At 63.4% G+C, this 13,508-nt stretch carries 7 protein-coding genes, 1 tRNA gene and 2 pseudogenes; 6 read left to right on the forward strand and 4 right to left on the reverse strand.

Annotation, left to right across the window (positions count from 1 at the left end; genetic code table 11):
• Positions 1-42: 42 nt before the first annotated feature.
• From fucP to XAXN_RS18200, 3 genes are read left to right on the forward strand one after another with little or no spacing between them, the layout of a single operon-like run.
• Positions 43-1,353, forward strand: a complete 1,311-nt coding sequence (fucP, locus tag XAXN_RS18190) for an L-fucose:H+ symporter permease (protein ID WP_054320578.1) — start codon at positions 43-45, stop codon at positions 1,351-1,353.
• Complete coding sequence (locus XAXN_RS18195; protein WP_054320579.1) at positions 1,350-2,336, forward strand: carbohydrate kinase family protein; 987 nt, start codon at positions 1,350-1,352, stop codon at positions 2,334-2,336. Before fucP ends, XAXN_RS18195 begins: the two co-directional genes overlap by 4 nt.
• The gene (locus XAXN_RS18200; RefSeq protein WP_054320580.1) at positions 2,333-3,538 is read left to right on the forward strand and encodes an AGE family epimerase/isomerase; all 1,206 of its coding nucleotides are present in this window, start codon (positions 2,333-2,335) and stop codon (positions 3,536-3,538) included. The genes XAXN_RS18195 and XAXN_RS18200 overlap by 4 nt, the downstream gene beginning before the upstream one ends.
• A 140-nt stretch (positions 3,539-3,678) precedes the next feature.
• Here XAXN_RS18200 and metH read toward each other — a convergent pair.
• The 3 genes and pseudogenes from metH to XAXN_RS18215 form a co-directional block, all read right to left on the reverse strand.
• Positions 3,679-6,325, reverse strand: a pseudogene (gene metH, locus XAXN_RS18205) (methionine synthase); the annotation flags it as partial.
• 177 nt (positions 6,326-6,502) lie between these two features.
• Positions 6,503-7,642 (reverse strand): annotated as a pseudogene (locus XAXN_RS18210) (homocysteine S-methyltransferase family protein).
• Entirely contained in the window at positions 7,639-8,634 is a 996-nt protein-coding gene (locus tag XAXN_RS18215) for an ArsR/SmtB family transcription factor (protein ID WP_054320581.1), read from the reverse strand. The pseudogene XAXN_RS18210 and the gene XAXN_RS18215 overlap by 4 nt, the downstream one beginning before the upstream one ends.
• An 88-nt stretch (positions 8,635-8,722) precedes the next feature.
• On the opposite strand from XAXN_RS18215, the gene XAXN_RS18220 reads away from it, so the two are divergent.
• Together XAXN_RS18220 and XAXN_RS18225 are read left to right on the forward strand one after the other, a co-directional pair.
• Positions 8,723-9,904 (forward strand): acyl-CoA dehydrogenase family protein, encoded by a 1,182-nt coding sequence (locus XAXN_RS18220; RefSeq protein WP_054320582.1) that lies wholly within the window; start codon positions 8,723-8,725, stop codon positions 9,902-9,904.
• Positions 9,905-10,380: 476 nt separating this feature from the next.
• Positions 10,381-11,826 carry a GDSL-type esterase/lipase family protein gene (locus XAXN_RS18225; RefSeq protein ID WP_134980547.1) on the forward strand — a complete coding sequence of 482 codons (1,446 nt, stop codon included), beginning with the start codon at positions 10,381-10,383 and terminating at the stop codon, positions 11,824-11,826.
• 246 nt (positions 11,827-12,072) lie between these two features.
• On the opposite strand, the gene XAXN_RS18230 is transcribed toward XAXN_RS18225, so the two are convergent.
• Positions 12,073-12,159, reverse strand: a tRNA-Leu gene (locus XAXN_RS18230).
• A 121-nt stretch (positions 12,160-12,280) separates the two neighbouring features.
• On the opposite strand from XAXN_RS18230, the gene XAXN_RS18235 reads away from it, so the two are divergent.
• Positions 12,281-13,508 (forward strand): RNB domain-containing ribonuclease (locus XAXN_RS18235; protein WP_134984918.1); only part of this gene is annotated, 1,228 nt, incomplete at its 3' end.

The following is a 13,508-nucleotide window of genomic DNA, read 5'->3' on the forward strand; positions in this document are numbered from 1 at the left end:
CCCCCCCCCCCAAGGCCTCAGGCCGCTGACCAGGCAATCCCTATGGTTTCCCTTTCCACGCAATCCTCCGTGCCCAGCGGCAACAAGGCGCCCGTCAATAACGGCGTCGCATTGTCGGTGGCCACCACGATCTTTTTCATGTGGGGCTTTCTGACCTGCCTCAACGACATCCTGATTCCGCATCTGAAGGCGGTGTTCGAGCTCAATTTCGCGCAGGCGATGCTGGTGCAGTTCACCTTCTTCGGTGCCTACTTCCTGATGTCGCTACCGGCCGGTTGGCTGGTGAACCGGTTGGGCTACAAGCAGGGCATCGTGGCTGGCTTGGCGGTGGCGGCGGTCGGCGCGCTGGGCTTCTGGCCGGCGTCGGAATTGCGCGTATACAGCGCTTTTCTCGGCGCATTGTTCGTGCTGGCCACTGGCATCACCATCCTGCAGGTGGCGGCCAATCCCTACGTCGCCTTGCTGGGTCCCGAGCGCAGCGCCTCCAGTCGCCTGACCCTGGCCCAGGCGCTGAATTCGCTCGGCACCGCAATCGCGCCACTGTTGGGCGGCTGGTTGATCCTGTCCAACACGGTGATGAGCGGCGAGCAGCTGAAAGCCCTGCCGGAAGCCGAGCAACTGGCTTACCGCGTGCAGGAAGCGCAGGCTGTGCAAGGCCCGTACATCGGGCTGGGTGTCGTGCTGTTCTTGCTGGCGATTTTCGTGTTCTTGTTCCGTCTGCCGGCACTGACCGACGCCAGCGCACAGAAAGACGACAGCAAGCATTCCTTGCTCGATGCCTTGCAACACCCGCATGTGCGCTTCGGTGTATTGGCGATCTTTTTCTATGTCGGCGCAGAAGTGGCCATCGGCAGCCTGATGGTCAATTACTTCTCGCTGCCGCAGATCGGTGGATTCACCGAGCGTGAGGCCACCAAGTATGTGTCGGCCTACTGGACGCTGGCGATGATCGGCCGTTTCATCGGCTCGGCGCTGCTGGCCAAGCTGTCGCCGCGCGTGTTGTTGTCGGTGTTCGCGGCAATCAATGCGCTGTTGCTGGGCCTGACCATGGCCAGCGGCGGCATGTTGGCGGTGTATGCGCTGGTGGCAATCGGCCTGTTCAATTCGATCATGTTCCCGACCATCTTCACCCTGGGCATCGAGCGGCTTGGCCTGCTGACCGGGCGCGCGTCGAGCCTGCTGATCATGGCCATTGTCGGCGGCGCGATCGTGCCGTATCTGCAAGGGCTGCTCGCCGACAGCATCGGCCTGCATGAGTCGTTCGTGCTGCCGTTGCTGTGCTACCTGTACATCGTGTTCTACGGTATCTGGGGCTCGCGGTTGCGCGGCGCACTGGCGGAGGCACGCGCATGAGTGCGACCAAGCATCAGGTGGTGTGTTTCGGCGAAGCGCTGATCGACATGCTGGCGTTGCCGCAGGCCCGCCCGGACGAGGCACGCACCTTCGCGCAATATGCCGGCGGTGCGCCGGCCAATGTCGCCGTTGCGGTGGCTCGTCTAGGAGGCGCTGCGCATTTTGTAGGCATGCTCGGGCGCGACATGTTCGGCGATTTCCTGCTGCAAAGCCTGCAGCAGTCCGGCGTGGTCACCGACGGCATCGTGCGCACCGATCAGGCCAAGACTGCGCTGGCGTTCGTTGCGCTGGACGAAGCCGGCGAGCGCAGTTTCAGTTTCTACCGTCCGCCGGCAGCGGATCTGTTGTTCCGCCCCGAGCACTTCGCTGTGGACGGGTTTACGCAGGCAGCGGTCTTGCATGTGTGCTCCAACAGCATGACCGAGCCGGAAATCGCTCAGTGCACGCTTGACGGCATGCGACGTGCGCGCGCCGATGGCGCCATCGTCAGCCTGGACCTCAACCTGCGCCCGATGCTGTGGCCGCAAGATGTGAACCCGGCGCCGCTGCTATGGGAGGCGCTGGCGTTGGCCGATGTGGTCAAGCTTTCGCGCGAGGAACTCGAGTATCTGGCGGGAACGCTCGAGAGCGATGCCAGTGCGGTCACGCAAAAGCTGTGGCAGGGCAAGGCCCGTTGGTTGCTGGTCACCGATGGCGGCGGGCCGGTGCATTGGCAGACACGCACCGATTCGGGCCAGGTGCCGGCGTTCCAGGTGCAGGTGCGCGATAGCACCGCCGCTGGCGATGCGTTTGTCGGCGGGCTGCTGTATCAGCTGGCAACGCGTGCTTCATCCCTGGAGCAGCTATGCGGCGATCCTGCGGCAATCAATCAGGTGATTCGCTTTGCCGCCGCGGTCGGCGCGCTGGCGGTGACGCGCAAGGGCGCGTTCGCGGCAATGCCGAGCATCGATGAAGTCCATTCCTTGATTCAGGAACAATCATGAGCCGTTTGCCTGCAACACCCGTACCCGATTTCCGTTCGGCTGACGTCTTGCGCCAGCACATCGCCGACACCATGGCGTTCTACCATCCGCGCGCGATCGATCCTGCGGGCGGGTTTTTCCAGTATTTCCGCGATGACGGTTCGATCTACGATGCCGGGCATCGGCACCTGGTCAGCAGTACGCGCTTCGTCTTCAACTACGCAATGGCGTACCGCGAGTTCGGCGATGCCGCGTACCTGCAGACGGTGCGTCACGGGCTGGACTATCTGCGCAATGTGCATCGCAATCGGCAAACTGGCGGTTACGCGTGGACGCTACGCGATGGCGTGGTCGAAGACGACATGAATCACTGCTACGGCGTGGCCTTCGTGTTGCTGGCGTATTCGTGTGGTTTGAAGGCCAGCGTCGATGAAGCACGCGCGTGGATGGACGAGACCTGGCAGCTGCTGGAAAAGTACTTCTGGGATGCGGACTTCGGGCTGTATCGCGACGAGGCCGACGCGCAGTTCAACTTCACCAGCTACCGCGGCCAGAATGCCAACATGCATATGTGCGAGGCGATGATTGCGGCGTACGAGGCCAGCGGCGAGCAACGCTATCTCGATCGCGCGCTGGTGCTGGCCGAGAACATGACCCGTCGCCAGGCAGCCAAGGCCGATGGGCTGGTGTGGGAGCACTACGACCTGCAGTGGAACATCGACTGGGACTACAACCGCGACAATCCCAAGCACCTGTTCCGCCCTTGGGGTTTTCAGCCCGGCCATCAGACCGAGTGGGCCAAGCTGCTGATGCTGCTGGATCGCTATGCGCCGGCCGATTGGTTGCTGCCCACCGCGCAGCATCTGTTCGATGTGGCGGTGGAGCGCTCATGGGACGCGCAGCGCGGCGGGTTGTATTACGGCTTCGATCCCGACGGCAAGGTTTGCGACGACGACAAGTATTTCTGGGTGCAGGCCGAGTCGCTGGCCGCTGCCGCATTGCTGGCCCAGCGCAGCGGCGATGATCGCTACTGGCAGTGGTACGACAAGCTGTGGGCCTATTCGTGGGCGCACATGATCGATCATCAGTATGGCGCGTGGTATCGCATCCTGGATGCGGACAACCGCAAGTACAGCAATGAGAAAAGCCCGGCGGGTAAGACCGATTACCACACCATGGGCGCGTGCTACGAAGTCTTGAACGTGTTGCGGCCGGCTGCTTGATGTTGGCGTGATCCAAACGTCGCCGCGCAATGCGGTGGCGCTGTCGCGTAGGAGCGCGGCCGGACGCGATGCCGTTTTACCTGTGAAGCCTCATCGTGCCCGGCTGCGCTCCTAGGATATCTGCGGTCTGCAGATGCCTCTTACTCCGGGTCGTAATCCAGATTCGATGCCAGCCAACGCTCGGCCAGTGCCAGCGTGATGCCCTTGCGCTTTGCGTAATCGGCTACCTGTTCCTTGCTCAATCGCCCGATCACGAAGTACTGGCTCTTGGGATGGCTGAAGTAATAACCGCAGACCGCGGCAGTGGGCAGCATCGCGAAGCTTTCGGTCAGCGACATGTCGGCGTTGCGCTCGGTATCGAGCAGATCGAACAAGGTGCGTTTTTCGCTGTGTTCGGGGCAGGCCGGGTAACCGGGCGCGGGGCGTATGCCGCGATAGCGCTCGGCGATCAAGGCTTCGTTGTCCAACACTTCGTCCTCGACATAACCCCAGAACTCGGTGCGCACGCGTTGATGCAGACGTTCGGCCAGCGCCTCTGCCAGACGGTCGGCCAAGGCCTTGAGCAGAATGGAATTGTAGTCGTCATGCGCGGCTTCGAAGCGCGCTGACCGCGAACGCGCCGATCCAGTCCTGCTTGCCGCTGCTTTTCGGCGCGATGAAATCGGCCAGGCAGAAGTCGGGTCGGTCGATGGGCTTGTCGACTTGTTGGCGCAAGAAGTGCAGGAGCTGCCGGGCTTGGGGATTGGAAATTCGGGATTGGCTCTGCTGCTGCCAATCTCCAATCTCGACTGCCGAATCCCGGTGGTCCGTCAGGACCACCCCAACATCATCTCCAACGCTGTGTGCCGGCCACAGCCCGAACACGGCCTTGGCCGTCAGCCACTTCTCTTCGACGATGCGCTTGAGCATGCGGCGTGCGTCGCGATACAGCGCGCTGGCCTGGGTGCCGACGATTTCGTCGCTGAGAATCGCGGGGAACTTGCCGGCCAGCTCCCATGCCTGGAAGAACGGCGTCCAGTCGATGAGTTCGATCAGCTCCTGCAGCGGGTAGTCGTCGAATACGTGGATGCCAGGCTGGCGTGGAGCCGGAGGAGTGTAGGTGTCCCAGTCGCCATCAAAGCGCTGCACACGGGCTTTTTCGAGCGACACCAAGCGCTTGGCATCGCCGCGATTACGGTGGCGTGCGCGGATTTCCGCGTAAGCGGCATCGTTGGCGGCGACGAAGGCCTGGCGCAGGTCGCGCGAGATCAGCGACTGCGCTACGCCCACGGCACGCGAGGCATCCTTCACCCACACGGTGGGCGCGGTGTAGTGCGGGTCGATCTTCAGCGCGGTGCGCGCGCGCGCGGTAGTCGCGCCGCCGATCAACAACGGAATATCAAAGCCCTGCCGTTGCATCTCGCGCGCCACATGCGACATTTCTTCCAGCGATGGCGTGATGAGGACGGACAGCCCGATCAGATCGGCGTTTTCTTCGCGTGCGCGATCCAGGATCACCTGCGCCGAGACCATCACGCCCAGATCCACCACATCGAAGTTGTTGCAGGCCAACACCACGCCGACGATGTTCTTGCCGATATCGTGCACGTCGCCCTTGACGGTGGCCATGATGATCTTGCCGTTTGATTTGCCGACTTCGCCGGTGCGTAGTTTTTCCGCTTCGATGAAGGGCAGCAGATAGGCCACGGCTTTTTTCATCACACGCGCGGACTTGACCACCTGTGGCAGGAACATCTTGCCGGCGCCGAACAGATCGCCGACCACGTTCATGCCGTCCATCAGTGGGCCTTCGATCACGTCCAGAGGGCGCGTGGAATGCTGGCGCGCTTCTTCGGTGTCGGTTTCCACGAATGCGTCGATGCCGTGTACCAGCGCATGCGCCAGGCGTGCGCGTACCGGCTTGTCGCGCCAGGCAAGGTCTTCGACTTTTGCCGCGCCCTTGGTGCCCTTGTAGCGCTCGGCGATTTCCAGCAGACGTTCGGTGCCGTCGCGGCGTCGGTTGAGGATCACGTCCTCCACGCGTTCGCGCAGCTCCGGATCCAGTTCGTCGTAGATCGGCATGCCGCCGGCGTTGACGATGCCCATATTCATGCCGGCCTTGATCGCATGGAACAGGAACACCGAGTGGATTGCCTGGCGTACGGTTTCGTTGCCGCGGAACGAGAACGAGACGTTGGAAACGCCGCCGGACACATGGCAGTGCGGTAGCGTGTCCTTGATGATACGGGTGGCTTGGATGAAGTCCACCGCGTAGTTGTCGTGTTCTTCGATGCCGGTGGCCACGGCAAAGATGTTCGGGTCGAAGATGATGTCTTCCGGCGGAAAGCCCACCTGCTGGGTCAGCAGCGTGTAGGCGCGCGTGCAGATCTCGACCTTGCGTGCGCAGGTGTCGGCCTGGCCCGCTTCGTCAAAGGCCATTACCACCGCGGCGGCACCGTAGCGCAACACCTTGCGTGCGTGTTCGACGAACACCGCTTCGCCTTCCTTGAGCGAGATCGAATTCACCACGCTCTTGCCTTGCAGGCACTTCAATCCCGCTTCGATGACACTCCACTTGGACGAATCCACCATCACCGGAATGCGCGCAATATCCGGCTCGGACATGCCGCTGTCCACCTGCTGACGCGCAACCTCCACCGCTTCTTCGTAGCGTTCTTCCTTGATCAGCTTGCGAAACTGCGCGCTGCCGGTGACGTTGGTGTGCTCGCCTACGTTGACGAACAACAGGTCCGGCGTAATGACCAGTGGCTCAAGGCCGGACTAGCGGGTGTAACGGGGAGTGCTCATGCAAGGCTCTGCTGGACGCTGACGCTGACGCTGACGGTGCGATCGGTCGTGGTGAGTGGGTGTTTACGGGTCGGCCCCGGGGCGCGGTGCAATGCGGCCTCATCCGGCGCTGCGCGCCACCTTCTCCCGCCTGCGGGAGAAGGTGCCCGAAGGGCGGATGAAGGTGAGCCCGACGCATCACGCCGCCAGCTCTTGTGTGCCAGGCAATTGCCGCGGTGGCAGATCAGCGACCGCTGCGGCGATGGCGCGGATATGGTCCGGCGAGGTGCCGCAGCAGCCGCCGACCAGATTGAGCAGGCCAGCCTGTGCGAACTCGCGTAGCGTGGACGCCATTTCTTCCGGCGTTTCGTCGTATTCACCGAAGGCATTCGGCAAGCCGGCATTTGGATGCGCGCTGACATAGACGTCGGCGATCTGCGCCAGCGTTTCCACATGCGGGCGCAGGTCCTTGGCGCCGAGCGCGCAATTCAGGCCGATCGACAACGGCCGGCCGTGCGCGACGGAGGCATAAAACGCTTCGGCAGTCTGGCCGGACAAGGTGCGACCGGATGCATCTGTAATGGTGCCGGAGACCATCACCGGCAAACGCCCGCCGCGCGCTTCGAAGACCTCTTCGATCGCATACAACGCGGCCTTGGCGTTGAGCGTTTCGAAGATGGTTTCCACCATCAGCGTATCGGCGCCGCCATCGATCAATCCCTCGATCGCTTCGCGATAGGTTTCGCGCAGCGCATCGAAACTGGTGTTGCGGTAGCCGGGATCGTTGACGTCCGGGCTGATCGAGGCGGTACGGCTGGTGGGGCCGAGCACGCCGATCACAAAGCGTGGTTTGTGCGGGGTCAACGCCTCCACTTCGTCGCAACAGGCGCGCGCGACCTGTGCGCCGGCCTTGTTCAACTAGTGCACCAGATGTTTCAGGTGATAGTCGGCCTGGCTCACCGACGTGGCGTTGAATGTGTTGGTTTCCAGCAGATCGGCACCTGCATCCAGATAGGCGCGATGAATGCCGGCTATGATCTCCGGGCGGGTCAACAGCAGCAGATCGTTGTTGCCCTTCAAATCGTGGCCCTGCAGTGCGTGCGCGTGGTCGCAACCGGAGCCGTGCACATGCGCACTGTCGTAGCCGTCGGCAAAGCGGGTACCTCGATAATCCGGCTCCTGCAGGTTGTGGCGCTGGATCATGGTGCCCATCGCCCCATCGATGATGAGGATGCGTTCGGCAAGCGCGGCAGTGAGTTTGGCCGCGCGCTCGGGGTGCAACCAGGGCAATATAAATGGGATTGGAGATTCGGAATTGGGGATTCGCGCGTGCGTCATGGTCCGGTTCTCCGCGCAGCGGTGTCTTTGTTTTCCACCAATCCCGAACCCCGATTCCCCAATCCCGGCTTTACCGCAATCAACGAGATCACTTCGAAATGCGGCGGACGTTTTTCGCGTGTCACCGTCTCCAGGCTGGACACGTCCAGCCCGGCTTTTTCGACGAACTTGCGCAACTCCTTGGCAGCGAACCCCAGATTGACGTGACCGTACGCATGCACCGCGGCGCGGTGTTCGTGCTTGGCCAGGCTGCATAGCAGCAGGCGGCCGCCCGGGCGCAGCACGCGCGCCGATTCGGCCACCGCCTGCGCCGGTTTGGCCGCGTAGGTCAGCGCATGCATCAGCACCACCAGGTCGAAGCTGGCATCGGGGAATGGCAGCGCATGCATGTCGCCTTCGCGCACTTCCACGTTGCGCAGTTTGCGCAGCCGTTCGCTGGCGGCCGCAACCACGCGCGCGCTGGTGTCGATGCAGATGTAGCGGGTGGCATGCGGTGCCACCAGCTCGGCCAGCACGCCGTCTCCGGAGGCGATATCGAGTACGTCGCCGGTCTCCAGCAGGGGCAGGGCAGTGCGCGCCAGGGCCTCCCAGGTGCGTCCCGGCGAGTAATGCCGTTCCATGTCGCCGGCCACCGAATCGGCCCAGTTCTGATCCGCGGCACGGTTGGCCAACACGGCGGCCACGCGCTCGGCATCCTGGCGCAACAACGGATCGTCGCTGCCGGTGCTCAGTGCCAGCCACAGTGCTCGTTGGGCCGGGTCCAGCGACACTTCGTCGAAGCGGTAATATGCCGACACCCCGGCGCGGCGGTCGCGGACCAGCCCGGCTTCCTTGAGTTTGGCCAGGTGCGTGGACACCCGCGGCTGCGCCAGTCGGGTGATGGCCGACAGCTCGGCCACGGTGAGCTCTTCCTGTTCCAGCAAGGCCAGCAGGCGGACTCGGGTGGCGTCGGCAAACACCTTCAGGCGGGCCGACCAATCTTCCAGATCCATGAATATCTCTATATCGCGATATGGAGATATTTTCGACCCGGCGGCAGGTGCGGTCAACTACATACGCATGCGAATGGTTGGCGCTACAATGGGGCTCAGCTCAGGCCTGAAGGGGTGCGACGTGGATTTCAGCTTTACCGAAGAACAATTGATGATCCAGGATGTGGCGCGCCGCATCGCGCAGGAAAAGATCGCGCCTAGCGCCGAGCGCTTCGACCGTAGCGGCGAGTTCCCGCTGGAAAATATCCGCCTGCTGGGCGAAAACGGCCTGATGGGCATCGAGGTGCCGGTCGACTACGGCGGCGCCGGCATGGACCCGATCAGCTACGCGTTGGCAATGATCGAAATCGCCGCGGCCGACGGCGCGCATTCCACCATCGTCTCGGTCAATAATTCGCTATTTTGCGCCGGCATTTTGAAGAACGGCAGCGAAGCGCAGAAGCAGCTCTATGTGCGCGCGATCGCCGAAGGCACGCACATCGGCGCGTTCGCGCTGACCGAGCCGCAGTCCGGCTCGGATGCCTCGGCAATGCGCTGCCGCGCGGTCAAGCAGGCCGATGGCAGCTTCGTCATCAATGGCAAGAAGAGCTGGATTACCTCCGGCCCGGTCGCCAAGTACATCGTCTTGTTTGCGGTGACCGAGCCGGACAAGGGCTCGCGCGGCATCACCGCGTTCATGGTCGACACCGACCGCGCCGGTTTTCACCGCGGCAAGACCGAACCCAAGCTCGGCATTCGTGCCTCGGCCACCTGTGAAATCGAGTTCGCCGATTACGTTGCGCAGCCCGATGACGTGCTGGGCGTGGAAGGCGACGGCTTCAAGACTGCGATGAGCGTTCTGGATGCCGGGCGCATCGGCATTGCCTCGCAAGCGGTCGGGATTGCACGCGCGGCTTATGAGGCCACGCTGGCCTACGTCAAGGAGCGCAAGGCGTTCGGTGCGGCGATCGGCACGTTCCAGATGACCCAGGCCAAGATCGCCGACATGAAGTGCAAGCTGGATGCAGCGCTGCTGCTGACGCTGCGTGCCGCATGGTTGAAAGGGCAAGGGCAGAAGTTTGGCACCGAAGCGGCCGTGGCCAAGCTCACCGCATCCGAGGCGGCGATGTGGATCACCCATCAGGCCGTGCAAATTCATGGCGGCATGGGGTATTCGAAAGAAATGCCGCTGGAGCGCTACTTTCGTGATGCCAAGATCACCGAAATCTACGAGGGCACCTCTGAAATCCAACGCCTGGTGATTGCGCGCGGCGAGACCGGTCTGCGCTGAGGTCGGCCGTACGCCAGCGCTGCCGCAGATGCGGCAACGCTGGAGCGCTCTCCGCGACGCCAAGATCACCGAAATCTACGAGGAAACCTCGGAATCCAGCGACTGGTGATGGCATGAGGCGAGACCGGGCTGCGCTGAGCCAAATACTGCTGCGACATATCAGCGTGTGCATGTGTTGCAGCTGCGTCTGTGCGTGCAAGGCGAGGGCGTTGGCAATGGCAGGCGCGCCATGTTGACGCTGCGACCGCTTCTCAGCCTCCTAAGGCATAGCGCGCACGAATGCGCATGGCGGCGACAGGCGGTGCATCTGTCAGGCCGCAGGCATGCACGTATTCCCGAACCTGGTATGCGGCCGTCGCTTGTGGCAGGTCCCATGGCCGGACCACAATCGCCGATCACCCAACGGCGCACGTGCTATGTCCCCGTTCTGGTTTTCCCCTGTCTGGCGCTGGCTCGCTTGTGTTTTGCTGCTGCCGATGACGGCATTGCCGGTGTTCGCCCAGAGCACATCGCCCGCCTCGATCGTAGCTACCGATCGCCTGCAAGAGCCCTGGTGGGCGCAGCGGCATGCGCAGGTGCTGGAGCAGGTCAAGCGTCATCCGGACGCGCAGTTGTTGCTGATCGGCGACTCGATCATTCAGAACTACGAAAAGGCACAGGGCCCGGGCGAGGATTTTCAATCCACGTGGCAGTCCTTCTATGGCAACCGAGGTGCGCTCAACCTGGGTTTCAGTGGCGATGGCACCGAGCATGTGCTGTGGCGATTGAACAATGGCGAGCTCGCCGGCCTGGAGCCCAAGGCTGTAGTAGTGCTGATCGGCACCAACAACACCGGCTACCTCGGCCAGAGTGCCGAGCACACCTTGATGGGCATCGATGCGGTGGTCGCCACGCTGGAGCAGACGCTGCCGCGCACGCGGATCCTGCTGCTCAGCGTGCTGCCGAGTGCAGTGTCGGCCGAGAAGTCGCGCCGCGATGCCGAGGTCAACCAGGAGCTGGCGGTGCGTTACGGCGACAATCCGCGGGTGAGCTTCCTGGACCTCAGTAGCGTCTTCCTACGCGACGGCAAGCTGCGCGGCGAGTTGTTCTACGACGGCCGCCTGCGCCCACCCGCAGGCGCGTTGCATCCGGACACCCAAGGGCAGCGCATGATGGCCGAAGCGATCGAGCCGACCTTGGCGCGCCTGCTTGGCGAGGCACCGGTCAAGCCGGTGGCCGAGCTGGGCCTGGATGCGGCGACCTCGTTGATGCCGGTCGATTGGCTGGAGCAGTATTCCTACGATTGGTATGGCCGTCACCATGCTGCTCTGGCGGCTGCGCGTGCGCTGCGGCCGGAGGTGGTGATGATTGGCGACTCGATCACCCACTTCTGGGGTGGGGTGCCGCGCGGCAAATGGCAGAACGGTCCCAAGTCCTGGCACTGGTTGTACGGCCGACGTTCGGTGTTGAATCTCGGCTTCGGCTGGGACCGGACCCAGAACGTGTTGTGGCGGATCCGCCAGGGCGAGCTGGATGGCTTGGCGCCGCGCTGGGTGGTGTTGCTGATCGGCACCAATAATCTGGTGGGAACCGCGCAAGCGCGTGCCAGCACTCCTGCCGAAACGGCCGCAGGTGTCGAAGCGGTGGTGACCGAGGTGCGCCGTCGGCTGCCGACCAGTCAGCTGATCTTGATGCAAATTCTGCCGCGCGGGACCCGGCCCGACGATCCCAAGCGGGCGCCGATCGTGGAGACCAATCGCCTGCTGGGAGCCCGCTTTGCCGGCAGTCCGGCAGTCCGCCTGGTCGACATCGGGGCGCGCTTCCTGCAGCCAGATGGCACCTTGCCGTTGAGCCTGATGCCGGACGGGACCCATCCCAGCGAAGCCGGCTACATCATCTGGGCGCAGGCGCTGCGCGAGGCTGGGATTACCGCCGCGCCGTAAGGTGATGAGGCAACCGCCTTGCTCGCCTTACGGCGACAAGGCGGTTGCCTGCGGTCGGCTACGTCGAGCGGGGCGCGGCTGTAAAGAACAGCGCCGACTGGGCGCGACTCCGCGGTGCAATCGCAGCAGGTCCAGCGATGGGATGGATGGCGCCAATGTCGCCGCCGAATGCTCGGGTGGCAGGTCGTCAATGATGACTAACCCAGAAACCAGAAGACCCCCGATTGCTCGGAGGTCTTTTTAAACTGGTGCCCAGAAGAGGACTCGAACCTCCACGAAGTTGCCCCCGCTAGCACCTGAAGCTAGTGCGTCTACCAATTCCGCCACCTGGGCAGGTGAGCCGCGGATTTTGCAGGCTCTGGCCAGGCTTGTCAACGGGTTGTGCGCGGCATTTGGCGTCGGCTGCCCCGGTCTTGCTGCCCATCTCGCTGTGTCAAGGGGTACCATGTAAGCAATGACAAAGAAAAACTCCCCAGATTCCGATCGGCCAAGTCGCCGCAAATCCACCGGCGCAGGCGAGTCCAGCACTGCCGAACAGCAGAAGTTGCCGGGCTGGATGCCAGATTTCCTGGTCCGCGCCGCCGCCGGCGCATCGACCAAGTCCGCCAACAAGCGCGCTGCCGACAAAGCATCCAACGCCTCCAACACCTCGCCACAGCCGGCGACCGCGCCGCCTGCGCCGCGCGCGCCGCATCCGCGCAAGAGTGGCCCGTCTGCGCCGCCGCCGGAACGCTTCCAGACCGCCGCGCCCGCGGCTGCCGAATTCAAGGATCCGCATGCCGAGCGCGAGGCTCTTCGGTATGCCGAGCCGATTGCCAGTCGCGAAGCCATCCTGCAGTTGCTGGAAGCCTGCGACGGTCCGCAGACCGCTGAAGAAATTGCCGAGCAGCTGGGCCTCAGCGATCGTATCGATGCGCTAGGCAAGCGCCTGGTCGCGATGGTGCGCGAAGCGCAACTGGTGCAAAACCGCCGTGGCGGCTATGCGCCGGTGCAGCAGACCAGCTTGATTGCCGGGGTGGTGATTGCCAATCCGGAGGGCTTCGGTTTCCTCAAGCCCGACGGCGGAGGCGATGACCTGTTCCTGCCGCCGTTCGAAATGCGCAAGGTCATGCATGGCGACCGCGCGCTGGCGAACGTCACCGGCATCGACCGCCGCGGTCGTCGTGAAGGTGCCATTGCACGTGTGCTCGAGCGCGGCATGTCGCGCATGCTGGGGCGCTTTTTCTATGAGCACGGCGTGGCTTACGTCGACCCCGACGACAAGCGCATCCAGCGCAATGTGCAGATCGCCCCGGACGGTATCGGCGAGGCACGCGAAGGCCAATTGGTGGTCTGCGAACTGATCGCGCCGCCGGACGCGCGCCGTCCGGCGATCGGCAAGATCATCGCGGTGCTCGGTGACAAGCTGACGCCGTCGCTGGTTGTCGAAATGGCCATCCACGGCCACGAATTACCGCACGAATTTCCGCAGGAGGTACTGGACGAAGCGGCGGCCGTACCGTTGGTGGTCGAGCCGCAGATGATCGGCGGGCGCGTGGATCTGCGGCAGATGCCGTTGGTCACGATCGATGGCGAAGACGCCAAGGATTTCGACGACGCGGTGTATTGCGAACCCAACGCCGACGGCTTCCGTCTGGTGGTGGCAATTGCCGACGTGTCCAACTATGTGCGTCCCGGGACGC

Source organism: Xanthomonas axonopodis (assembly GCF_001304695.1).
Taxonomy (GTDB): Bacteria; Pseudomonadota; Gammaproteobacteria; order Xanthomonadales; family Xanthomonadaceae; genus Xanthomonas; species Xanthomonas axonopodis.

Coding starts and splice junctions, on each gene's coding strand:
- fucP (WP_054320578.1), top strand. CDS start 43: ATGGTTTCCCTTTCCACGCAATCCTCCGTGCCCAGCGGCAACAAGGCG.
- XAXN_RS18195 (WP_054320579.1), top strand. CDS start 1,350: ATGAGTGCGACCAAGCATCAGGTGGTGTGTTTCGGCGAAGCGCTGATC.
- XAXN_RS18200 (WP_054320580.1), top strand. CDS start 2,333: ATGAGCCGTTTGCCTGCAACACCCGTACCCGATTTCCGTTCGGCTGAC.
- XAXN_RS18215 (WP_054320581.1), bottom strand. CDS start 8,634: ATGGATCTGGAAGATTGGTCGGCCCGCCTGAAGGTGTTTGCCGACGCC.
- XAXN_RS18220 (WP_054320582.1), top strand. CDS start 8,723: ATGGGGCTCAGCTCAGGCCTGAAGGGGTGCGACGTGGATTTCAGCTTT.
- XAXN_RS18225 (WP_134980547.1), top strand. CDS start 10,381: ATGACGGCATTGCCGGTGTTCGCCCAGAGCACATCGCCCGCCTCGATC.